The organism is Promicromonospora sp. NPDC019610 (assembly GCF_044389365.1).
GTDB lineage: Bacteria > Actinomycetota > Actinomycetes > Actinomycetales > Cellulomonadaceae > Promicromonospora.
Genome location: NZ_JBIRXX010000001.1, coordinates 1,815,167 through 1,836,395, shown reverse-complemented (window position 1 = coordinate 1,836,395; position 21,229 = coordinate 1,815,167). Strand labels below are relative to the sequence as shown.

General features: G+C 74.1%; 19 protein-coding genes. 12 read left to right on the top strand and 7 right to left on the bottom strand.

Annotated elements, in window-relative coordinates; genetic code table 11:
* Positions 1 to 3: 3 nt before the first annotated feature.
* On the bottom strand, positions 4 to 813 hold the full coding sequence (locus ACH45N_RS08220; RefSeq protein WP_397392893.1) for a helix-turn-helix domain-containing protein: 810 nt from the start codon (positions 811 to 813) through the stop codon (positions 4 to 6).
* A gap of 88 nt (positions 814 to 901) precedes the next feature.
* On the opposite strand from ACH45N_RS08220, the gene ACH45N_RS08215 reads away from it, so the two are divergent.
* Together ACH45N_RS08215 and ACH45N_RS08210 are read left to right on the top strand one after the other, a co-directional pair.
* Positions 902 to 1,336, top strand: a complete 435-nt coding sequence (locus ACH45N_RS08215) for a nuclear transport factor 2 family protein (protein ID WP_397392891.1) — start codon at positions 902 to 904, stop codon at positions 1,334 to 1,336.
* Positions 1,337 to 1,474: 138 nt separating this feature from the next.
* Positions 1,475 to 3,124 (top strand): ATP-dependent DNA ligase, encoded by a 1,650-nt coding sequence (locus ACH45N_RS08210; protein WP_397393833.1) that lies wholly within the window; start codon positions 1,475 to 1,477, stop codon positions 3,122 to 3,124.
* Positions 3,125 to 3,244: 120 nt separating this feature from the next.
* Here the strand turns inward: ACH45N_RS08210 and ACH45N_RS08205 are convergent, their stop codons facing one another.
* Complete coding sequence (locus ACH45N_RS08205) at positions 3,245 to 3,583, bottom strand: YciI family protein (protein WP_397392889.1); 339 nt, start codon at positions 3,581 to 3,583, stop codon at positions 3,245 to 3,247.
* Positions 3,584 to 3,717: 134 nt separating this feature from the next.
* Between ACH45N_RS08205 and ACH45N_RS08200 the strand changes: the two genes are divergently transcribed.
* Together ACH45N_RS08200 and ACH45N_RS08195 are read left to right on the top strand one after the other, a co-directional pair.
* Entirely contained in the window at positions 3,718 to 4,551 is an 834-nt protein-coding gene (locus tag ACH45N_RS08200) for a helix-turn-helix domain-containing protein (protein WP_397392887.1), read from the top strand.
* 96 nt (positions 4,552 to 4,647) lie between these two features.
* On the top strand, positions 4,648 to 5,031 hold the full coding sequence (locus ACH45N_RS08195) for a TIGR03618 family F420-dependent PPOX class oxidoreductase (protein ID WP_397392885.1): 384 nt from the start codon (positions 4,648 to 4,650) through the stop codon (positions 5,029 to 5,031).
* 198 nt (positions 5,032 to 5,229) lie between these two features.
* Here ACH45N_RS08195 and ACH45N_RS08190 read toward each other — a convergent pair whose 3' ends face one another.
* From ACH45N_RS08190 to ACH45N_RS08170, 5 genes are all read right to left on the bottom strand, one after another.
* Positions 5,230 to 6,981 (bottom strand): dipeptide ABC transporter ATP-binding protein, encoded by a 1,752-nt coding sequence (locus tag ACH45N_RS08190; protein ID WP_397392883.1) that lies wholly within the window; start codon positions 6,979 to 6,981, stop codon positions 5,230 to 5,232.
* Positions 6,978 to 7,808 carry an ABC transporter permease gene (locus ACH45N_RS08185; RefSeq protein ID WP_397393831.1) on the bottom strand — a complete coding sequence of 277 codons (831 nt, stop codon included), beginning with the start codon at positions 7,806 to 7,808 and terminating at the stop codon, positions 6,978 to 6,980. The genes ACH45N_RS08190 and ACH45N_RS08185 overlap by 4 nt, the downstream gene beginning before the upstream one ends.
* A gap of 5 nt (positions 7,809 to 7,813) precedes the next feature.
* Positions 7,814 to 8,755, bottom strand: a complete 942-nt coding sequence (locus tag ACH45N_RS08180) for an ABC transporter permease (protein WP_397393829.1) — start codon at positions 8,753 to 8,755, stop codon at positions 7,814 to 7,816.
* A 38-nt stretch (positions 8,756 to 8,793) separates the two neighbouring features.
* Positions 8,794 to 10,461: an ABC transporter substrate-binding protein gene (locus ACH45N_RS08175; protein ID WP_397392881.1), complete on the bottom strand. Its 1,668-nt coding sequence runs from the start codon at positions 10,459 to 10,461 to the stop codon at positions 8,794 to 8,796.
* A gap of 151 nt (positions 10,462 to 10,612) precedes the next feature.
* Positions 10,613 to 11,326, bottom strand: coding sequence for a GntR family transcriptional regulator (locus ACH45N_RS08170; RefSeq protein ID WP_397392879.1), 714 nt, complete (start codon positions 11,324 to 11,326; stop codon positions 10,613 to 10,615).
* A 62-nt stretch (positions 11,327 to 11,388) separates the two neighbouring features.
* On the opposite strand from ACH45N_RS08170, the gene ACH45N_RS08165 reads away from it, so the two are divergent.
* From ACH45N_RS08165 to ACH45N_RS08130, 8 genes are all read left to right on the top strand, one after another.
* A complete protein-coding gene (locus ACH45N_RS08165) occupies positions 11,389 to 11,928 on the top strand; it encodes a YbhB/YbcL family Raf kinase inhibitor-like protein (protein ID WP_397392877.1) in 540 nt (179 codons plus the stop codon).
* Positions 11,929 to 12,150: 222 nt separating this feature from the next.
* Positions 12,151 to 13,371, top strand: coding sequence for a toxic anion resistance protein (locus ACH45N_RS08160; RefSeq protein ID WP_397392875.1), 1,221 nt, complete (start codon positions 12,151 to 12,153; stop codon positions 13,369 to 13,371).
* Between the two features lie 23 nt (positions 13,372 to 13,394).
* Positions 13,395 to 14,012, top strand: a complete 618-nt coding sequence (locus tag ACH45N_RS08155; RefSeq protein ID WP_397392873.1) for a hypothetical protein — start codon at positions 13,395 to 13,397, stop codon at positions 14,010 to 14,012.
* Positions 14,009 to 15,385 carry an AAA family ATPase gene (locus ACH45N_RS08150; RefSeq protein WP_397392871.1) on the top strand — a complete coding sequence of 459 codons (1,377 nt, stop codon included), beginning with the start codon at positions 14,009 to 14,011 and terminating at the stop codon, positions 15,383 to 15,385. Before ACH45N_RS08155 ends, ACH45N_RS08150 begins: the two co-directional genes overlap by 4 nt.
* Positions 15,382 to 16,713, top strand: a complete 1,332-nt coding sequence (locus tag ACH45N_RS08145) for a hypothetical protein (protein ID WP_397392869.1) — start codon at positions 15,382 to 15,384, stop codon at positions 16,711 to 16,713. Before ACH45N_RS08150 ends, ACH45N_RS08145 begins: the two co-directional genes overlap by 4 nt.
* Positions 16,710 to 17,765, top strand: a complete 1,056-nt coding sequence (locus ACH45N_RS08140) for a glutamate ABC transporter substrate-binding protein (protein WP_397392867.1) — start codon at positions 16,710 to 16,712, stop codon at positions 17,763 to 17,765. The genes ACH45N_RS08145 and ACH45N_RS08140 overlap by 4 nt, the downstream gene beginning before the upstream one ends.
* Positions 17,762 to 18,865: a hypothetical protein gene (locus ACH45N_RS08135; RefSeq protein ID WP_397392865.1), complete on the top strand. Its 1,104-nt coding sequence runs from the start codon at positions 17,762 to 17,764 to the stop codon at positions 18,863 to 18,865. The genes ACH45N_RS08140 and ACH45N_RS08135 overlap by 4 nt, the downstream gene beginning before the upstream one ends.
* Positions 18,862 to 21,207 carry a tetratricopeptide repeat protein gene (locus tag ACH45N_RS08130; RefSeq protein WP_397392863.1) on the top strand — a complete coding sequence of 782 codons (2,346 nt, stop codon included), beginning with the start codon at positions 18,862 to 18,864 and terminating at the stop codon, positions 21,205 to 21,207. The genes ACH45N_RS08135 and ACH45N_RS08130 overlap by 4 nt, the downstream gene beginning before the upstream one ends.
* Positions 21,208 to 21,229: the final 22 nt, after the last annotated feature.

Below are 21,229 nucleotides of genomic sequence, written 5' to 3'. Positions count from 1 at the left end.
CGGTCAGCCCTCGGCCGCTTCCGAGACGGCGCCGTCCGTGAAATAGGCGGCGCTCTCCGCGTCGGCCGGATAGTACGACTCGATGGCCACCTCGTCGAGCGTGATGTCCATCGGGGTGCCGAACGTCGTGATCGTCGAGAAGAGCCGCAGCTCCCGCCCGTCGATCCGGATGATCATGGGGATCACCACGTCCGACTCGGCCGCGATCGACCGGCCGGGTTCCGCCGGGCCGTCGTCGCCGAGGGAGCCGGGCGCCAGCAGCTCCTCGTAGAGGGCGGTCAGCCCGGCGTCGGGCACGGTGGCGAGCTGACGCCGCACCCGGGCGCGGAACACCGCGCGCACGTCGGCGAGGTTGACGACCAGCGGGGCGAGCCCGCGCGGGTCCAGGCCCAGGCGCACGAGGTTGACCGGCGGGCGCAGCAGGTCGGGCGCCACCCCCGCGAAGAAGCGGTCGACGGCCCGGTTGGTCATCAGGATGTTCCACCCGCGGTCGAAGACCAGCGCCGGGTAGGGCTCGTGCGCCCGCAGCACCCGCGCGACGGCGTCGCGGGCGGGCGCCAGGGCGTCGGTGCCGAGGGGGCGCTCGTCGTACCGGGGCGCGAACCCCGCGGCGAGCAGCAGCCGGTTGCGGTCGCGCAGCGGCACATCGAGCTGCTCCGCGAGCCGGAGCACCATGTCGGCGCTCGGCCGCGACTTCCCGGTCTCGACGAGGCTGACGTGCCGCGCCGAGACGTCGGCGGCGATCGCGAGATCGAGCTGACTGAGCCGGCGGCGCTGCCGCCACTGCCGCAGCAGCTCGCCCACTGTTCCCATGGAGGTCGAGTGTCGTGCACGGCGGGCCGGAGCGCCATGAACTCGCAGTTCATCGACAACCCGCGGCGCCCCGCCGAAGACTGCGGACATGACGACCCAGGACACGACGACCCAGGACACGACCACTCAGGACACGACCACGCCGGGCACCTCGACCGACAACACGAGCATCGTCACCGCCGCCTTCGCGGCGCTCACCGAGACGGGCGACACCGACGCCGTCGCGCAGGCGCTGACCGACGGCTTCGTCCACCGCCGGCCCGACGGGACGTCGCGGAGCAAGGCCGAGTGGCTCGCCGCCGTGCGCGGCTCGTTGGACCACATCGACGGGATGGAGGTGACGGTCCTGCACCTGCTGGCCGACGGCGACCACGTGCTGCTGCACTCCCGGCGTCGCCTCCCGGCCGGACCGGAGATCACGGTCGTGGACATCATGCGGTTCGAGGACGGCCGCATCGCGGAGGCCTGGGAGCTCATCGAGCCGACGGCGGAGGCCCGAGCCCACCTGACCTGGTGGGCCTGACGCGTTGACCACAGCACCTGCTGCCACGGCTCGGTGTTGACCACAGCAGCTGCTGCCAGGTCCGGCCCCGGCGTGGCAGCAGGTGCTGTGGTCAACGCCTCGGGCCGCGGCTGGTCGGGCGGCGGGTCAAGATGGAGCATGCTGCTCGCCGAGGTCGCCGCCACGTCCGACGCCGTCGCCGCCACGCGCTCGCGCCTGGCCAAGCGTGCGGCCATCGCCGACCTGCTACGCCTGACGGCGGACGGCGGTGGCGCTCCGGCGCCCGCGGAAGCGGCCGAGGACCTGGAGATCGTCGTCGCCTACCTCGCCGGCGCACTGCGCCAGCGCCGCACGGGCCTCGGCTACGCCGCGCTGCGCGACCTTCCACCGCCCGCTTCCGAACCGACGCTCACGGTGCGCGACGTCGACGCCGCGTTCGCCGCGATGGCCGCCCTGGAGGGTTCGGGCTCCGCCCAGGCACGCTCCGCCGCGGCCACCGAGCTCTTCAGCGCCGCGACCGAGCGGGAGCAGGCGTTCCTCCGCGGTCTGGTCGCGGGCGAGCTGCGGCAGGGTGCCCTTGACTCCGTCGTCGTCGACGCCGTCGCGGATGCCTCCGGAACGCCCGCCGACGCCGTCCGGCGCGCCGTCATGCTGCGCGGGGCCACCGGGCCGGTCGCGAGCGCCGCGCTCCTCGCGGACGACCCGCCGGCCGCGCTGGCGGCGTTCACCCTGGAGGTCGGGCGGCCGGTGCGGCCGATGCTCGCCCAGTCCGCGCCGGACATCGCGGCCGCGTTCGAGAAGCTCGGCTCCGGCGACGGGCCCGCCGAGCTGTGCGTGGACGTGAAGCTGGACGGCATCCGCATCCAGGTGCACCGGCTCGGCGACGAGGTGCGGGTGGTCACGCGCTCCCTGGACGACATCACGGAGCGCGTACCGGAGATCGTCGAAGTCGTGCGCGGCCTGCCGGCGGACCGGCTGGTGCTGGACGGCGAGGCGCTCGGCGTCGGGCCCGACGGCGTGCCGCGGCCGTTCCAGGAGACGGCCGCGCGGTCGGCGACCCACGAGTCGGCGCGAGGGTCGGCGCGCGGGTCGGCGCGCGGCGCGGCGCGCGGCGCGGCGCGGACGTCGGCGCGGGCGGCGTCGGCGGAGGAGGCGCTGGCCGACCAGTTCGAGCTCACCCCGTTCTTCTTCGACGTGCTGCACGCCGACGGCCGCGACCTGCTCGACGCCCCGCTCCGCGACCGCCTCGCGGTGCTGGACGAGGTCGCGGGCCCGCACACGGTGCGCCGCCTGGTGACGTCGGACCCGGAGGCGGCGGCCAAGTTCTTCGCGGGCGCGGTCCGCGAGGGCCAGGAGGGCGTGGTGGTCAAGTCCCTGGAGGCGCCCTACGCGGCCGGACGACGGGGTGCCGGCTGGGTCAAGGTCAAGCCCCGCAAGACCCTCGACCTCGTGGTGCTCGCGGTCGAGCGCGGCTCGGGCCGCCGCCAGGGCTGGCTGTCGAACATCCACCTGGGCGCGCGGGACCCGGAGGGCGGCTTCGTGATGCTCGGCAAGACGTTCAAGGGCATGACCGACCAGATGCTCCAGTGGCAGACCGAGCGGTTCCGGGAGCTGGAGGTCGAGGACAACGGCTGGGTCGTCACCGTCCGGCCGGAGCAGGTCGTCGAGATCGCGTTCGACGGCCTGCAGCGCTCGTCCCGCTACCCCGGCGGTCTCGCGCTGCGGTTCGCGCGCGTGCTGCGGTACCGCGACGACAAGACGGCCGCGGAGGCGGACACGATCGACACGGTCAGGTCGCTCGCCGGCTGACCCCTCATCCCCTTTGAGGCCCGGGTTGCTTCGCTTTCCGCCGTCCGAAAGCGGAGAAACCCGGGCCTCAAAGGGGATGTGGCGGGCGGCGGGACGACGACGTCCCGCCTCGCGCGCAGCTCAGGACTCCGGGTCGTACATCAGCTCCCGGACCTCCTGGGCGCAGCGGCAGCCCTCGGCGATGCGGGCCGCCCACTTCAGTGCCTCCTCGCGCGAGGGCACCTCGAGGATCGCGAACCCTCCGATCACGGCCTTCGTCTCCGGGAACGGCCCGTCGGTCACGGTGCCGTCCGTCGCGACGATCGCAGCCCGCTGCCGCTCCAGGCCCGCGCCGAAGATCCACACGCCGGCGTCCTTGGCCGCTCGCACCACCGCGTGCGAGGCCTCGGCCACGGCGGGCAGGTCCTCCTCGGGGAACGTCATCGCACCGTCGTCGAACGAGATCAGGTATCGCGGCATGCCGGGCCTCCTTGTCGTCACGGCCGTCGTAGGCCGACTCCTCCGGGCAGACGGCGCGCGCCCCGGGAAGTCATCGGTGACAGCCCACGCACTTCCCTGGCGGTCCGCGGGCCACCGCGTGGAGGATGACCTCCATGGAGTCCTACGTCGAGCGGCCACCGCTGCCCGCGCTGGCGGGCGCGGTGCGGACGGTGTGGGTCCAGCGCACCGGCGCGACGGCGTACGTCCAGCGGAACCTGCCCACCGGCGGCGTCGAGATCCACCTCCCGATCGGGGGCCGTCCTCAGCTCATCGGACCGCTGACCGGCCCCGAGATCGAGGTCGTGCCGCCGCGCACCACGATCGTCGGCGTGCGGTTCCTTCCCGGCACGCCGCCGCCCCTGCCGACGGCGCTCGACGACCTGGTGGACCAGCGCGTGGACCTGGCCGACCTGTGGGGCGGGTCGGTCGACGAGCTTGTGGACCGGACCGCCAGGGCGACCACCCCCGAGCAGGCGCTTGACCTCCTGGAGGCCCACCTCGTGCGGCTCCTGCGGCGGGCGGCCGGCCCGGATCCGCTGGTGGGCGCGGCCGTCGGCGCGCTCATGCCCTGGCGCCGGGTCGGCATCGACGCCCTCGCCGGGCGCCTGGCGCTGTCCCCGAGCCAGCTCCGCCGCCGCTGCCTGCACACCGTGGGGGTCCCGCCCAAGGTCCTCCAGCGGACGCTGCGCTTCCAGGGTTTCCTCGCGCTGGCCCAGGCCGGCGCGGTGGCCAGCGGACGGCGAGGCGCGGACGGCGCCGCGGGCCTCGCGATCGACACCGGCTACGCCGACCAGGCCCACCTGAGCCGGGAGTGCCTGCGGCTGACCGGCCTCACCCCGCGGGGGCTGCTCGGCGGCGGGATGGACCGCTGCGCCTGCGGTCACGAGCACGCGGCGTCGTACCGCCCCTTCCTCGCCACGCGACGCCGGGTGCCGCTGCGGGCGTGAGCCTGCTCGTTTCGTTCAAGAACCCGCCGCCGTCCGGCTCCTAGGTTGGGCCCACCCATCCCCGCCGAGCACCATCCCCGCCGAAGGAGCCCCGACATGCTCGAACCCGCCGTGCGCCGCGTCCTGGACGGCACCTCCATCGCCCACGTCGCCAGCGTCCTCCCGGACGGTGCGCCGCACACCGCCCCGGTCTTCGTCGGCACCCATGGCGACCAGATCGTCTTCTTCACCGGCCCCACGATGCGCAAGGCCCGCAACCTGCGCCGCGACCCCCGAGTGGCCCTGTCCATCGCGCCCGCCGACAACCCGTTCGAGCCCGTCGTCGTGCGCGGCCGGGTCGTCGAGTGGCTCGACGGCGAGGCCGGCTGGACGATCGTCGACCGGCTGGCCAGGAAGTACACCGGCTCGCCCTACTCCCGCGAGCACGAGCGGGTGGTGGCCGTGATCGAGCCGGAGCGACAGAACGTGGGCGTCGGCTGACCCGTCACCAGCCGGCGCGGGCCCCGCACGCCCTCCGGTCCGCCGACGCTCTCGCGACCGGCCCGCTCCGGGGCGGATGTTGTGCCCATGGGTGGGTAACGCTGAGCTAGCAGTGGTGGCTCAGCGTTACCTGTCCGGGGCGCACATCGCTTCCCCGGAGGTCGGCCGGGGCATCGGGCCGCGCGTTCGGCAGGCCTCTCAGAGCCGGACGGCGTCACGCAGCAGCCGCGCGTACGGGTGCTCCGGGTCCTCGAACACGCTCGACGCCGGGCCCTGCTCGACGATGCGGCCCTCCTGCATCACCGCGACGTCGTCGCTCATGTGCAGCGCCACGCCGAGGTCGTGGGTGATGAGCAGGTACGCGAGGTCGCGCTCGCGCTGGAGCCGATCCAGCAGGTCGAGCACCTGCGCCTGGACCGAGACGTCGAGCGCCGAGACCGGCTCGTCCAGGACCAGCACCCGGGGCTGCGCCGCGAGCGCCCGCGCTACGGCGACGCGCTGGCGCTGCCCGCCGGACAGATGCAGCGGGCGGCGGGCGGCCAGCGCGGGGTCGAGGCCCACGGTGTCGAGCAGCGCCGCGATCTCGGCGCGCACGGGTCCGGGCCGGACCGAGCGGCCGAAGGTCACGGCATCGGCGAGGACGGCGCCGACCGTCCAGCGGGGGTCGAACGAGCTCAGGGCGTCCTGGAACACCGCGCCGACGAGCGGCCGGCGCGGCCGGCGTCGGGCCTCCGGGAGCGGGCTCCACGGCTCGCCCAGCAGCGTGACCTCGCCGGCGTCGGGGTGCTCCAGGCCGAGCAGCAGCCGTGCGGTGGTCGACTTGCCCGACCCGGACTCGCCGACCAGCCCCAGCGTCCGGCCGGCGCGCAGGGCGAACGACACGTCGTCGGCGGCGACGATCTCCCGCCCGCCGACGTGAAACACGCGCGACAGCCCCCGCGCCTCGACGAGCACACCCTGCGCCCCGCCGGCACCGTCGCCGCCGGACCGATCGAACGTAGAGATAGTCGCCTTGTCACGGCACAGAACGCGACTATCCCTACGTTCGTCGGCACCGGCACCGGCACCGGCACCGGCACCGCCACCGGCACCGGCCCCGGCCGACGGCGGGACGACGGCGGCAGCGGCGCCCGACGACGAAGCGCCCGCGCCCCCGGTCAGCGACTCCCCCCGCGCCCGCCCCGCCGGGACGGCGTCGACCAGCTTCCGCGTGTACGGGTGCCGGGGGTGCTCGAACACCTCGGCCGGCGTGCCCTCCTCGACCACGACACCGTCGGTCATCACGAGCACCCGGTCCGCGATGCCGAGCACCACGGACAGGTCGTGGCTGATCAGCAGCACGCCCGTGCCCTCGTCGCGGAGCTGACCGAGCAGTCGCAGCACGCCGGCCTGGACGGGCTGGTCGAGCGCGGTGGTGGGTTCGTCGGCGATGACGAGGCGCGGGCCGGCCGCGATGCCGGCGGCGATCAGCGCGCGCTGCCGCTGCCCACCCGAGAGCTGGCCGGGGCGCTGGCCGGCGCGCAGCTCGGCGTCGGGCAGGCCCACCCGCTCCAGGAGCTGGAGGGTACGCGCGCGGCGCGCGGCGGCGTCGAGGTCGGTGTGCAGGGCCAGCGTGTCGCCGATCTCGCGGCCGACGGGGCGCAGGGGGTCCAGGGAGACGAGCGCGTCCTGCGCGATGAGGCCGACGGTGCCGCCGCGCAGCTTCCGCAGCCGCCGCGCGGACAGGGACAGCACGTCCTGACCCGCGACGGACAGCCGGGCCGCGGACACCCGCGCGCCCTCCCCCGCCAGGCCGACGACACTGCGCGCGGTCACGCTCTTGCCCGAGCCGGACTCGCCGACGATCGCGACGCACTCGCCCGCGGCGACCTGGAGGCTGACGCCGTCGACGACCTGCCGCCCGGCGAACGACACGGCGAGGTCGCGCACGTCCAGCACCGGCTCGCTCATGCCGCGCTCCTGTTCCGCTTCTGGATGCCCCGCCCGATCACCGTCGCCGCGGCGGCGCTGGCCACGATCGCGAGGCCGGGGAAGAACGTCATCCACCAGAAGTTGGCGATGTAGGTGCGCCCGGCAGCGAGCATCGCGCCCCACTCGGCGGCGGGCGGCACGGCGCCCAGGCCGAGGTAGCTCAGGGAGGACACCCAGATGACGGCCTGCCCCAGGCCGAGGGTGGCGAGCACGAACAGCGCGGCGGTCACGTTCGGCAGGATGTGGCGGGCGGTGATCCACAGCCGCCCGCGGCCCAGCACGCGGGCGGCCTCGATGAACTCGGCGGACGCCGTCCGGCGCACCTGGGAACGGATGATGCGCGCATACCCGGGCGCGGTGGCCAGGCCGACGGCGATGGTCGAGCTCAGCACGCCCGGCCCCGTGACCACGATGAACAGCAGCGCGAGCAGCAGCCCGGGGAACGCGAACAGCACCTCGACCACGCGGGTGGTGCCGAAGTCGAGCCAGCGCGGGCCGAGCCCGGCCACGAAGCCGAGCACGATCGCCAGGCCGATGCCGATGGCCGTGGCGAGCACGCCGATCAGGAGCGACTCCGAGGCACCGTGCACCACGCGGGTGTAGATGTCGCGGCCCGACTCGTCGGTGCCGAAGAGGTGGGCCGGCGACGGCGGCCGGAAGGCGTCGGCGTGCGAGACGGCGAGGGGATCGCCGGGGGCGAGCAGGCTCGGCCACAGCGCGGCGACGACGAGCAACACCAGGAACACGCCGGCGACTACCTCGGCCACGGTGAACCGGAGGCCGCCGACGCCGCCCGGACGCCGCACGCGGCTCACTCCGCCACCGCCCGGGTGCGCGGGTCGATGAGCCGGTCGGCGAGGTCCGTGACCAGCGTCATCACCGTGTACGCGAGCGCCACCACCAGCACGATGCCGGTCACGAGCGTGACGTCGCGCAGCTGCACGGCGGACAGCAGGCTGCGCCCCAGGCCCTGCCGCGCGAACACCGACTCGACCACGACGGCCCCGCTGATCAGCGACCCGAACGCCCAACCCGACAGCCCAACGGCGGGGATGGCCGCGTGCCGCAGGGTGTGCCGCCAGAAGATCCGCACCTCGCTCTCGCCGCGCGCCCGGGCCGTGGTGACGAACGGCGACTCCATGGCCGTGAGCAGGGACTCGCGCATGACCTGGCCGAGGAACCCGGCCAGCGGGATCGCCAGGGTGAGTGCGGGCAGCACGATGCCGAGCGGGCCGGGCACGCTGACCGGCGGGAGGATGCCGAGGGTCAGGCTGAAGAAGAGGATGAGCACCGTCGCGAGCCAGAAGTGCGGCACGGCGGCGGCGACCAGCTCCAGCCCGGAGCCGATCGCCCAGGCGACCCGCCCGCCCCGCACGCTCCAGGCCGCCAGGCCCGTGGCGAGCGCCCAGGCGAGCACGAGGGAGACCAGGGCGAGCGTGAGCGTGGCGCCGAACTGCTCCCCGATCGCGGTCAGCACCGGCTTGTGCAGCGAGTAGGACTGGCCGAGGTCGCCGGTCAGCAGCCGCCCCAGGTAGGTGAGGTACTGCACCACGAGCGGCTGGTCGAGGCCGTACTCGCGGCGCACCTGCGCAAGGGCCTCGGGCCCGGCCTGCGAGCCGGGGCCGCCGAGGATCGCCTCGGCGGGATCGCCCGGGACGAGCCGGAGCGCGAAGAACGTGATGGTCGCGGCCGCCCACAGGACGAAGAGGACGCCGCCGGCGCGCAGGAGCAGCCAGTGCCGGTTGCCCGGCACCGGCTTCCTGCGCGCCCCGGTGGTGGCGACCGGAAGGGTCAAGGCACCAGCCATGCCCCGGCGAAGGTCGGCGTCGACACCGTCGGCATCGCCCGCAGCCCCTGCACGGCGGACGACCGCAGGAAGTGGTTCTGCTGGTCGTACAGCGGCAGGATGTAGTAGCCCTCCAGGATGATCTGCTGCGCCTGCTCGTACAGCGCGGCCCGCTCGTCGGCGTCGCTCGTGGCGGAGGCCTGGGTCAGCAGCTCGTCGAGGTCGGCGTCGTCCACCTGCGCGAGGTTCGCGAAGTAGCCGCTCGGCGCCGGCTCGATCGAGTCGGAGTGGTACAGGATCCGCAGCACGTCCGGGCCGACCTTCGTGTACGGCGCGCTGACCAGGTCGTACTCGTTCTCCGCCAGCACGCCGTACCAGCTCGACAGGTCGAGCGGCTGGAGGTTGACCTCGAAGCCGGCGGTCTTGGCGTCGGCCTGGATCTGCTCGAACAGGGACTGCTCGGCGGGGATCGACTGGTTGGTGCTCACCGGGAAGTCGAGGCTGAGGCGCTCGCCGTCCTTGACGCGGTAGCCCTCGGCGTCGCGCTCGGCCCAGCCGGCGTCGTCCAGGAGGTCGGACGCCGCGTCCGTGTCGACCGTGAACAGGTCGGGCAGGCTCAGGCCCAGGGGCTCGACGCTGGACAGCGGCGAGTACGACCGCTCGGCGGTGCCGAAGAACAGGCTCTCGATGCCGTCGTCCACGTTCACGGAGCGGATGAACGCCTCGCGCACGCGCTCGTCGTCGAAGGGCGCCTTGCCCGAGTTGAGCTCGATGCGGTTGGCCGCGCCGGGGCGCGGGGCGTCCAGCTCCTCGATCGCGTCGTCCGACTCGGCGGACCTGATGGTGTCGGGCTGCGCGTTGTCGATGACCTGCACCTCGCCGGACTGGAGGGCTGCGTAGCGGCTCGCGGAGTCGGGGATGAACCGCCACACGATCGAGTCGAGGTAGGGCAGGTCGCTGCCCTCGGTCGCCTCGGCGACGTCGGCCGGCGGCGAGCTGTAGTCGTCGTTGCGGACCAGCGTCACCGAGTCCTGGCGCTCCCACGTGTCGACGACGAACGGGCCGGTGCCGACCGGCGCGGCGCAGTTCTCCTCCTGGCTGCGCTCCAGCGCCTTCGGCGACTCCATCGCGACCCACACCTGCGACAGCGATTCCAGCAGCGCGGAGTCGGGGGCGCTCATCTCGAGCCGGACCAGGTGGTCGTCGACGGCGACGACGTCCTTGATCTTCGCCAGGGCGAGGTACCCGGTCGACGACGCCGTGGCGGGGTCCTGCACGTGGGCGATGTTCGCGGCGACGGCCTCGGCGTCGAACGGGGTGCCGTCGGTGAACGTGACGTCGTCGCGGAGCGTGAACTCCCACTCCAGGCCGTCGTCGCTCTCGTCCCACTCGGTGGCGAGCCACGGGACGACCTCGCCGTCCTCGTCGAGGGAGACGAGGGACTCCAGGTACTGGGTCGCGATGAGGGCCTGGGGGTAGTTGCCGCCGACGTGCGGGTCGAGGCACGAGGGTTCGGCGTCACCCGACGCGTAGGTGAGGGTTCCGCCCGCGACGGGTTCGCCGGAGGCCTCCTCCGGCGTCCCTCCCCCGGGTGAGCAGGCAGCGAGCAGGAGAGCGACCGTGGCCGTGACAACGACGACGGCACGCGGGCGGGAGAACCGACGCGAGGGCATGGCTACGTGTGCATCCTGTCTGGAAGGTGTTCCGAACGACTGCGTTCATGCTCCCAAACTGTGCGCCCGGCCGGACGTATTCCGTCCAGCGGCCCCAGGTGAGGCGCGCCACACCGGTGAGGTGGGTCGTTCCTCTCGGCGGCCGCGCAGCTCAGCCGTCCGGTGCACCATGACCGGCACGCAGACTCTCCGCGGTCAGTGTGAGGTGCTGGACGAGCAGGTCGACGGCGCGGTCGGCGTCGCGCACGAGCACGGCGGCTTCCAGCGCGGCATGCTCGGCGATGCCGTCGCGGGGCTGGACGCTCCGGAGCGGGACGCCACGGGGCATCGCGGACGTGGACCAGCGGCGGGCGAGCTCGCTGGCGACCCACATCCGGTCGAACAGGTCGAGGAGGATGTCGTTCGCGCAGCCCTCCAGGAGACACCGGTGGAACTGGCGGTGGGCCTCTGACCACTCGTCGGAGTAGAAGGGGCCGCCCTCCGTCCAGACCGGGGTGCGTCGCAGGCGGTAGTGGGCCGCGTGGACCCGCGCCTCCCAGTCGATGTCGCCCCGGGCCATCGACATGCGGAGCATGGCCGGCTCCGTCGCGATCCGGGCCTCCGCGATCTTCTGCCAGCGGTCGGCGTCCATCGACGGCACCGCGAACCCGCGATTGTGCAACCGCACCGCCAGGCCCTCACCGACGAGACGCAGCAGGGCCTCCCGGGCGACCGCGAGGCTCACCCCCTCGGTGTCCGCCAGCTCCCGCGGCTTGAGCGCTGCGCCGGGCCCGAACTCTCCGTGCAGGATCCGCGTGCGGACCCCGGCGTACAGACGTTCCGACGGCGAGCGGTGCGTCGGTTCGATTGCGCTCTCGGCTTCCATGGGGCTAGCGTAGCAAAATAATCGATCATTTCTTGTTTGATCGATCTTCGATTGGAGTGCAGATGAGCAACGACCCCTTTGCCAGGCTCCCGCTGGTGCCGGCGTTCACGCTGACCAGCCAGACCGTGCACGACGAAGGCGAACTTCCCGCGGCGCAGCTGTCCGGTCTCTTCGGCATGCCCGGCGGGCAGGATCGGTCGCCGCAGCTGACGTGGACGGGCGCGCCGGCTGCCACGAAGAGCTATGCGGTGACCGTGTACGACCCCGATGCCCCCACCGGTTCAGGCTTCTGGCACTGGGCCGTCGCCAACATCCCGGCCACGGTCACGGAGCTGCCCGAGGGCGCGGGAGACGAGACGGGTTCAGGGCTCCCCGAGGGCGCCACCCAGCTGCCCAACGACGCCCGCGCGCCCCGCTACCTGGGGGCCGCACCGCCCGCCGGCCACGGCGCGCACCGGTACTTCATCACCGTGCACGCCCTCGACACCGAGGACCTCGGCGTTCCCGACGACGCCACCCCCGCGTTCCTCGGCTTCACCATGGCGTCCCACATCCTCGGCCGGGCCACCCTGGTGGCCACCGCGGAGACCCCGGCCGCCTGACGTCCCGGCCCCGCAGCACGTGGCCGTGCGGTGTGGGCCGGGTCTCCGCCCGGCCCACACCGCCGCGCCCGGCGAAGGGCGTGGAGAACCGTCCACCGACGCCCGGGAACTCCCCCGCACGCCCCAACGTTCTCACCCCGCACCCAGGCGTTTTTCCTCCCGGCGACAGCGGCCTCCCGCATATACTCGCCAAGTTCGGACGCCCTATCGCGAGGAGCACCGATGACCGAGCCGATGCCGCTTCAACCGCCTGCTCCCGCAGCCGAGCCCCTCGTGCTGAGCGCGCCCGACCCGGTCCAGCCCGTCGCCGCCACGCAGGCGCCCAAGATGGCGCCCAAGGTCGACCCCGCCGTGGCGCCCGCGCTGGACCAGAAGGTCACCACCTACCTGGACGGGCTGCTGGGCGCCGACACCCGGTCCCCCGAGTTCGCCCGGCGCGCCGACGACGTGCGCACCATGGGCGACCAGGACATCCGGCAGGCCGCCGACTCCAGCAACCGCCTGCTGGCCACGCCGGTCCGCGCCCTGAAGGAGGGCGGCCTCGCCGACGGCTCGAAGGTGGGCCAGACCCTCCTGGAGCTGCGCCGCACGGTGGAGGACCTGGACCCGTCCGAGGCGAGCGTGGGCCGCAAGATCCTCGGCGTCATCCCGTTCGGCGACAAGATCCAGGACTACTTCCGCCGCTACGAGTCCGCCCAGGGCCAGCTCAACGCCATCATCCAGGCCCTCTACAACGGGCAGGACGAGCTGCGCAAGGACAACGCGGCGCTCAACCTGGAGAAGCAGAACCTCTGGGACACGATGACACGGCTCAACCAGTACATCTACGTGGCCGAGCGCCTGGACGCCCAGCTGTCCGCGAAGATCGCCGAGCTGCAGATCGCCGACCCGGACCGGGCCAAGGCGCTGTCCGAGGACGTGCTGTTCTACGTGCGCCAGAAGCACCAGGACCTGCTCACCCAGCTCGCCGTCTCGATCCAGGGCTACCTCGCGATCGACATCATCATCAAGAACAACGTCGAGCTCACCAAGGGCGTCGACCGCGCCACCACGACCACGGTCTCGGCGCTGCGCACCGCCGTCATCGTGGCGCAGGCCCTGGCCAACCAGAAGCTCGTGCTGGACCAGATCGGCGCCCTGAACACCACGACGTCGAACATGATCGCCTCCACGTCCAAGATGCTCGCCGACCAGTCCGCGACCATCCAGGAGCAGGCCGCGAGCTCGACCGTGGGCATCGAGCAGCTCCAGTCGGCGTTCGCGAACATCTACGCGACGATGGACTCGATCAGCGACTTCAAGACCCGTGCGCTGGACTCGATGTCGCAGACCATCGGGGTGCTGCAGACCGAGACGGCCAAGGCCTCCGAGTACGTCGAGCGGGCCCGGCGCACCAACACCGACGGCGTGGCGGGCGGCTCCCTCGACCTCGGCAACCGGTGACGGCCGCGGGCACGGGGGAACGCATGGGTTGGTGGCAGCGGGTCTTCGGCGGCCGACGCACCGAGGAGGAGCCGCCCCTCGCGGTCCCGGCGCCGCCCACGACCGAGCAGATCGTCACGTCCGTCGACGCCGTGCTGGCCCGCGCGTCCGGGAAGGCCCCCGCGGCCGTCACCGCCCGGGTGCAGCGGGTCGCCGAGACGGTGCACGAGATGGCGCCGCGGCTGGACCGGCTCGGCGCGGGCTCCCAGCAGGCGCACACCGTGGTCGCGACCGCGACGAGCTACCTGCCGGAGGCCGTGGACGCCTACCTGCGGCTGCCCCGCGACTTCGCGGACCGACGCGTCGTGGACCGCGGCAAGACGTCGCTGCTGATCCTCTGCGACCAGCTCGACCTCCTGGGCGCCACGCTCGACAAGATCTCCGACGCCGTCTCCCGCGCCGACGCGGTGGCCCTCGTGGCGCACGGCCGGTTCCTGGAGGAGAAGTTCGGCACCTCGGGCGGCCTCACCCTCCCGGGTGCCGGCCAGTCGCTGCCCGGTCAGGCCCTGCCCGGTCAGGCCCTGCCCGGTCAGGCCCTGCCCGGTCAAGGCACGGCAGGCCCGGGCCCGACGCCGGGGCCCGCCCCGCTGGAGGCCCCGTGACCGCGACGGCGCTCACCACCGCCCTCGACGCCCTCGCCCGGGCCGGCACCGCCGCCGGCCTGGCCGGCCCGGAGGCGCGGGCCGAGGGCGAGCGCCTGGCCGCCGCGGTGGCCGAGTCCTCCCCGGGCGCCCCGGCCGACTGGCTCCAGGCCACCGCGCCGGGCGGCTCGGCAGCGAGGGTCGCCGCCCGGCCGACGTCGTCCACCCTCCAGCCGTTCTTCGACGCCGCCGTCAGCGCCCGCCGCTGGCGCTCCGCCCCGACCGACCTGCTCGAGCACCTCATCGCGACCGCCCCGCAGCACGCCCCGGCCTACGCCGACGCGCTGTCCGCCGTCGTCGACGCGGCCGCCACCCTGGGCGACCCGAGCATCAGCGCCATCGCCGCCGCGGAGGGCACCAAGGCGGTGCACCGCAGCGCGGCACAGGGCAGAGACAAGGCGTCCACACTCCCCGCAGCACTCCCCGCAGCCGAAGGTGACCTGACAGCCAAGGCCGCGGTGTCCGAGGCCGACCCAGCCACAGCACCCGAACCAGCAGAACCGCAAGAGACCCTGGAGGAGCTCCTCGCGGAGCTCGACCAGCTCATCGGCCTGGGCCGGGTCAAGGACGAGATCCACCGCCAGACCGAGCTGTTGCGCATCGAGCGCCTCCGCGCCGAGGCCGGCCTCACGTCGCCCACGCTCACCCGCCACCTGGTGTTCGTCGGCAACCCGGGCACCGGCAAGACGACGGTGGGCCGTCTCGTGGCCGGGATCTACCGCGCGCTGGGCCTGCTGGACAAGGGCCACCTGGTCGAGGTGGACCGGTCCGAGCTGGTGGCGGGCTACCTGGGCCAGACCGCGGAGAAGACGACGGCGGTGGTGCAGCGCGCCCTGGGCGGCGTGCTGTTCATCGACGAGGCGTACGCGCTGGCCGAGGACCAGTACGGCCGCGAGGCGGTGGACACCCTGGTCAAGGACATGGAGGACCACCGCGACGACCTCGTGGTGATCGTGGCGGGCTACCCGGGCCCGATGGCCCGGTTCGTCGGCACCAACCCGGGCCTGGAGAGCCGGTTCTCGCGGACCATCACGTTCGAGGACTACTCCGCCGCCGAGCTGCGGCAGATCTTCGCGGCCATGGCCGGGGCCGCCGACTTCGAGCCGGAGCCGGAGACCCTCGACCGCTTCGACCGCCTCGTGGCGGACCAGGTGCGCGGCGAGGGCTTCGGCAACGGACGCTGGGCACGCAACGTGCTCGACTCCGCGATCGCCCGGCACGCCTGGCGTCTGCGGGACGTTGAACGACCGACGGTGGACCAGCTGCGCACGCTGGTCCCGGAAGACCTGGAGGACGTCGTGGACATCGGGACAGACAGCGAGGCCACCCTGTGACGGCACCCCTGACCACCACGGGCCCGCCCCGGACCGAGCCGGGTCAGGCGCCGGGCTCCCCGGGCGAGGGCCCCGCGCGTGTCTCCGTCCGGGACCGCCTTGCCGCGGGGCTCGCGACCACCCCGGGCCGGCTGGCGCTGGCCACCGCCGTGGCGGTGGTGGGGTGCCTGCTGCTCGCTGTCACCGGGTTCCTGGCCGGCAGCAGCCAGTCGGCCGCGCTGCGGGACGCGCAGCGCGACGCGGCGCAGCTCGTCGGCACGCAGGAGCTGCGCAACGACCTGGTGTCCGCGGACGCGACGGCGACGAACGCGTTCCTCGTGGGCGGGCTGGAGCCCACGGAGGCCCGCGCGGCCTACGAGGCGAGCGTGTCGCAGGCCGCGGAGGCCGTGCCGGCCCTGGCCGCGACGGCGCAGGGAGCGGGCGAGACCGCGGACCTGGCCACGGTGTCGGACTCGGTGCAGCGGTACGCGGGCCTGGTCGAGTCGGCCCGGGCGAACAACCGGCAGGGCTTCCCGGTCGGCGCGGCCTACCTGGACCAGGCCTCGTCCGCGCTCCGCGACGAGGTGCTGCCCACGCTGGACGACGTGGCGGTCTCGACGTCCGAGCGCGTGGACTCCGACCTGACCTCGGTCTCCCTGAGCCAGGCGCTGCTGCTGTTCGTGCTGCTGGGCCTGGTGGCGCTGGCCGCCGTCCAGCTCTGGCTGGCGCGCCGCACGCACCGCCGGCTGAACCTCGGCCTGGCGGCCGCGAGCGCCGCCCTCCTGGTGGGCGGCGTCGTGGCGACGGTGGCGGTGCTGGGCGGCAACGGCGTGGCCCGGTCGGTGGCGAGCGGGCCGTACGCGGCCACGGTCGCCACGTCGCAGGCCCTGTCGCTCGCCACGGACGCGAAGTCGATGGAGTCGTTCACGCTGATCAAGCGCGGTTCCGGCGCGGAGTTCGAGGAGTCCTACCAGACGTCGGTGGCCCAGGCCCGGGACCTGCTGACCGAGGCGCAGGACGCCTCGGACACCGGCTCCGACCCCCTGGCCCTGCTGAACGCCTGGGACGAGAAGCACGCCGAGATCCGTGCGCTGGACGACGGCGGCAGGTGGGAGGAGGCGGTCGAGGCAGCGACGTCCACGGCCGACGACTCGGCGGGCGCGGCCTTCACCGCGTTCTCCGACCAGGCCCACGCCGACGTCGAGACCACGAGCACCGCCGCGGTGGACCGCCTCGGCTCCGCGGCGACCACCGCCCAGATCGCGGCCTGGGTCGCCCTCGTGCTCGGTGTCGCCGGCGCCGTCGCCGCGGCCGCCGGGATGAACGTCCGCCTGAAGGAGTACCGATGAGCACGCGCGCAGCCCGCAGACCGATCGTCACCGCCCTGGTCGCGCTGGCCCTGGTGGGCACGACGGCGGCGTGCGCGCCCCAGCCCACGACGCAGCTCCTGACGGGCGCGGCCGGGGCGGGCTCGTCCGCCGAGAAGTCGGTCCAGGAGTCCACGAAGGACTCCGCGCAGCGGTCGGCCCAGGGCTCGGCCCAGCAGGGCGGGACGACGTCGGGCACGGCGACCGCCCCCGCGGAGGACTGCGCCGACGGCCTGCCGCCGGTCGCGTCGATCGACCCGGGCGGCAGCCCGGAGGTGACGTCCGGCTCCACGATGGCCGAGATCCGCGAGCGCGGCGTGCTCCGGGTGGGCGTCTCAGCGGACACCCTGCTCATGGGCTCGCGCAACCCGTTCACGGGCGCCATCGAGGGCTTCGACATCGACGTGGCCCACCAGATCGCCGACGCGGTCCTGGGCGACCCGGACAAGATCCAGTACCGGGTCATCACGTCGGGCGACCGGGAGACCGTCCTGGAGGACGGCGACGTCGACATCGTGACCCGCGCGTTCACGATCAACTGCGACCGGTGGGAGAACATCGCGTTCTCGGCGGAGTACTACCACGCGGGGCAGAAGCTGCTGGTGCCGTCGACGTCGAAGGTGCAGGACATCGAGGACCTGGACGGGCAGCGCGTGTGCGCGCCCGAGGGCACCACGACCCTGGAGCGGCTCGAGCAGTGGGAGGGCGTCGAGGCGGTGCCAGCCGCCACGCACACCACGTGCCTGGTCCTGTTCCAGCAGGGCGCGGTGGACGCCATCACCGGCGACGACACCGTCCTGGCGGGCTTCGCCGCCCAGGACCCGTACGCCAAGGTCGTGGGCGACGCCGTGAGCGACGAGCCGTACGGCGTCGGCATCCCGGCGGGCGACGCGGACATGGTGCGGTTCGTCAACGGCGTGCTGGAGGACATGGTCGCGGACGGGCAGTGGGAGGAGTCCTACGACCGCTGGCTGGGCGACGCGCTCGGCGCGGCGCCGTCCGCACCCGAGCCCGTGTACGGAAGGACACCGTGAGCCGGACGCAGCGCGCGCCCGCGCCACCGGGCGCGCTGGGGGTCGCGGCCGAGCCGGCCGCGCTCCTGGCCTACCTCTCCGACCTGCAGGTATGGCTCGACGTGCGCCGCGCCGACCTGGACCGCCTCGACGCCGCGGCCCGGCAGTCCGGCGCGGACGCCGTCACGGCCGACGTGGTGCTCGCCCTGACCCTGTGGCAGGCCGTGCGTACGCGCGCGGACGAGCTGGTCGAGGTGTGGGACTCGGGCCGGGCGGACGCCGTGGCGCGCGAACGGATGTCGCAGCTCGTCTGGGGCCGCCTCGGCGGCGACCCCGCCACGTCGCTCCTCTCCCTGGTCGACGCCGCACGCCTGTGCGACGCGCAGGCCGACCAGCTCGCCGCCCGGCTCTCGTTCGACCCGCACGCCGCCGACGTCACCGCGCGGTTCCGGGCGCTGGCCGCGGGGATCGTCCGGGCGGAGGACGCCGCGCGGGCCACGGCCGCGACCCAGGACGACGACGCCGTCGCCCGTCTGCGCGACCGGCACGCCCGGCTCAAGGCCGACGCCGCCCGCGGCGCCGACGTCACGGGCCCCCTCGGCGCGCTGGAGGACGAGGTCGCGCGCACCGAGCGGGACCTGATCGTGCACGCCGCCCGGAGCCGGTCGCTCGCCAAGGACCGGCAGCGCGCCGTCGAGCTGCGCGCCGCCCTGGCCGAGCGGGCACCCCGGCTCGCGCAGGTCGCCGAGCGCTGCCGCCGGGAGATCACCGACCCGCCGCGGCTCGCGATCCCGGACGTGCACCGCCTGGGCGAGGTCCCGGACGAGCAGGACCGGCTCACCACGTACGTCCAGCGCCTCGGCGCCGTCGAACGTGCCATGGAGCAGGTCGAGGACGCCTACACCGCACCGCTGCGGGAGCGCGCCGAACTGCGCTACCGCGTGAAGAACCTGATGACGAAGGCCCAGGGCAACGGGCGGGCGTCGTCGTACACCGTGAAGGCGGGCGAGGACGAGGTGCGCGAGACGCTCGACGCGACCCCCTGCGACCTCGCCCTGGCCCGGCACTTCACCGAGCAGCTCGAGACGCTCGTGCGCGATCTCCCGGAGGGACACCGATGACTGAACAGGCCTGCGCCGAGCCGGGCTGCACCGGCACCATCGAGGACGGCTACTGCAACGTGTGCGGTACGCCGGCGGGCGGCAACCCGGACGGCGACGCGCTCGCCGCCGTCGCGGCGTCCTGGGCCGACGACGACCTCGACGCGGCGACCGTCCGCGCCTCGGGGTCCGCGCCGAGCGGCACGGCCGTGCCCGGCGGCGCGGCCGTGCCCAGCGGCGCGGCCGTGCCCAGCGGCGCGGCCGAGCCGTCGACCGGGCGCACCAGCTCGTCCCGCCTCGCGTCCACCGCCCTGGGCTCGGCCCGCGTGACGGGCGGAACCCGGCAGACCCGCCGGGTCGGCACCGGGTCCACGCGCCTGCGCGGGCACCGCCTCGGAGCCGGCCTGACCACCGTGCCGCACACGCCCGTGGCCGACCCGCTGCAGGCCGTCATGGAGACGCCCGAGCTCGCCGAGTCCAAGCGGTTCTGTCCCACGTGCGGGCAGCCGGTCGGCCGTGCCCGGGACGGCGTGCCCGGCCGCATCGCCGGGTTCTGCGGCCACTGCGGCGCGCGGTACGACTTCGCCCCCGCCCTGAAGGCCGGCGACCTCGTGGCCCGGCAGTACGAGGTGGTGGGCTGCCTCGCCCACGGCGGCCTCGGCTGGATCTACCTGGCCCGGGACCGCAACGTCAGCGGCCGCTGGGTGGTGCTCAAGGGCCTGCTCAACGCGGGCGACACCGAGGCGTACGAAGCCGCGGTCGCCGAGCGCCAGTTCCTCGCCGAGGTCGAGCACCCGCTGATCGTCGAGATCTTCAACTTCGTGCTCCACGAGGGCCTCGGCTACACCGTCATGGAGTTCGTGGGCGGCCGGTCGCTCAAGGACGTGCTCAAGGACCGCCGCGAGCAGCACGGCGGACAGCCCCGCCCGCTGCCCGTGGACCAGGCCATCGCCTACATCCTCGAGGTGCTGCCCGCGTTCAGCTACCTGCACGACCACGACCTGCTGTACTGCGACTTCAAGCCGGACAACATCATCGCCCAGGGCGACGGCGTCAAGCTGATCGACATGGGTGGCGTGCGCCGCATCGACGACCTGACGTCGGCCATCTACGGCACCGTCGGCTACCAGGCGCCCGAGGTGCCGGAGGTCGGGCCGTCCGTGGCGTCCGACATCTTCACGCTCGGCCGCACGCTGGCGTCCCTCGTGCTCGACTTCCGCGGCAACACCACCGTCTACCAGGCGTCGTTCCCGCCCGTGGCCGACACCCCCGTCTTCCAGAAGTACGACTCGTTCTACCGCTGGCTGGCCAAGGCCTGCGCCCCCGCGCCCGCCGACCGGTTCGCCACCGTGGACGAGGCCCGGGTCCAGCTCCTCGGCGTGCTGCGCGAGGTCGTCGCCACCGACAAGGGCCCCGGCTACACCGCGACGACGTCGGCCGAGTCCCTCCTGTTCGGCGTGCCGCCGCTCGACGGCGCGGACGGCGCCCTGGACTGGAACGAGCTGCCCCTGCTCAAGGTCGACTCGTCCGACCCGATGGCGTCCTGGTTGTCCGGCGTGAACGTCGCGGACCCCACCGAGCGCATCAAGGCGCTGGCCGGACCCGCCGAGCACACCGTCGAGGTGCGTCTCGCCGTCGCCCGCGCCGCCATCGAGGCGGGTGACGGCTCGCTGCTGCGCACCACCGTGGCGCAGATCCTGGAGGAGGACCCCTGGGAGTGGCGCGCCGCCTGGATGGAGGGCCTCGGGCACCTCGCCTCGGGCAACGCCGCCGCGGCCCGCGCGTCGTTCAACGCCGTCTACGGGCAGGTGCCCGGCGAGCCTGCGCCCAAGCTCGCGCTCGCCACGTCCTGCGAGCTCTCGGGCGAGCCCGGGGTCGCCGAGCAGCTCTACGGCACGATCGCCCGGGCCGACGCCAACTACACCGGCGCCGCCGCCTTCGGCCTCGCCCGCGTGCGGTCCGGCGGCGGCGACCTCGACGGCGCCCTCGGGGCCCTCGAGCTGGTGGGCCCCACGCGCGGGTCCTTCCCGGACGCCCGTCTCCAGCGGGCCCGGCTCCTCGTCTCCGCGCACCGCACGCTGCTCGACCTGGCCGACGCCGTCGCCGGCCTCGACGCCGCCCACATCCCCGACCGGCCCAAGGCCCAGGTCACCGTCGAGGCCCTCGACGAGGCGCTCGACATCGTGCTGCGCGACGGGCCCGTCCCGACCGTGCGGGTGGCCGGCGTGAGCGCCGAGGAGCACGAGCTGCGCGACCGCCTGGAGCTCGCCCTGCGCAACCTCGCCCACCTCACCGACGAGCGCTCGGAGCGCGTCGCGCTCGTGGACCGGGCAAACTCCGTACGGCAGTGGACGTGGCGATGACGAACGCAAGGAGATCGACCGA

What these genes read in the sequence shown, in the direction of transcription:
- ACH45N_RS08220 (WP_397392893.1), bottom strand. Translation starts at nt 813, where the DNA reads ATGGGAACAGTGGGCGAGCTGCTGCGGCAGTGGCGGCAGCGCCGCCGG.
- ACH45N_RS08215 (WP_397392891.1), top strand. Translation starts at nt 902, where the DNA reads ATGACGACCCAGGACACGACGACCCAGGACACGACCACTCAGGACACG.
- ACH45N_RS08200 (WP_397392887.1), top strand. Translation starts at nt 3,718, where the DNA reads ATGGAGTCCTACGTCGAGCGGCCACCGCTGCCCGCGCTGGCGGGCGCG.
- ACH45N_RS08190 (WP_397392883.1), bottom strand. Translation starts at nt 6,981, where the DNA reads ATGAGCGAGCCGGTGCTGGACGTGCGCGACCTCGCCGTGTCGTTCGCC.
- ACH45N_RS08160 (WP_397392875.1), top strand. Translation starts at nt 12,151, where the DNA reads ATGACCGAGCCGATGCCGCTTCAACCGCCTGCTCCCGCAGCCGAGCCC.
- ACH45N_RS08170 (WP_397392879.1), bottom strand. Translation starts at nt 11,326, where the DNA reads ATGGAAGCCGAGAGCGCAATCGAACCGACGCACCGCTCGCCGTCGGAA.
- ACH45N_RS08140 (WP_397392867.1), top strand. Translation starts at nt 16,710, where the DNA reads ATGAGCACGCGCGCAGCCCGCAGACCGATCGTCACCGCCCTGGTCGCG.
- ACH45N_RS08210 (WP_397393833.1), top strand. Translation starts at nt 1,475, where the DNA reads ATGCTGCTCGCCGAGGTCGCCGCCACGTCCGACGCCGTCGCCGCCACG.
- ACH45N_RS08205 (WP_397392889.1), bottom strand. Translation starts at nt 3,583, where the DNA reads ATGCCGCGATACCTGATCTCGTTCGACGACGGTGCGATGACGTTCCCC.
- ACH45N_RS08165 (WP_397392877.1), top strand. Translation starts at nt 11,389, where the DNA reads ATGAGCAACGACCCCTTTGCCAGGCTCCCGCTGGTGCCGGCGTTCACG.
- ACH45N_RS08130 (WP_397392863.1), top strand. Translation starts at nt 18,862, where the DNA reads ATGACTGAACAGGCCTGCGCCGAGCCGGGCTGCACCGGCACCATCGAG.
- ACH45N_RS08155 (WP_397392873.1), top strand. Translation starts at nt 13,395, where the DNA reads ATGGGTTGGTGGCAGCGGGTCTTCGGCGGCCGACGCACCGAGGAGGAG.
- ACH45N_RS08175 (WP_397392881.1), bottom strand. Translation starts at nt 10,461, where the DNA reads ATGCCCTCGCGTCGGTTCTCCCGCCCGCGTGCCGTCGTCGTTGTCACG.
- ACH45N_RS08195 (WP_397392885.1), top strand. Translation starts at nt 4,648, where the DNA reads ATGCTCGAACCCGCCGTGCGCCGCGTCCTGGACGGCACCTCCATCGCC.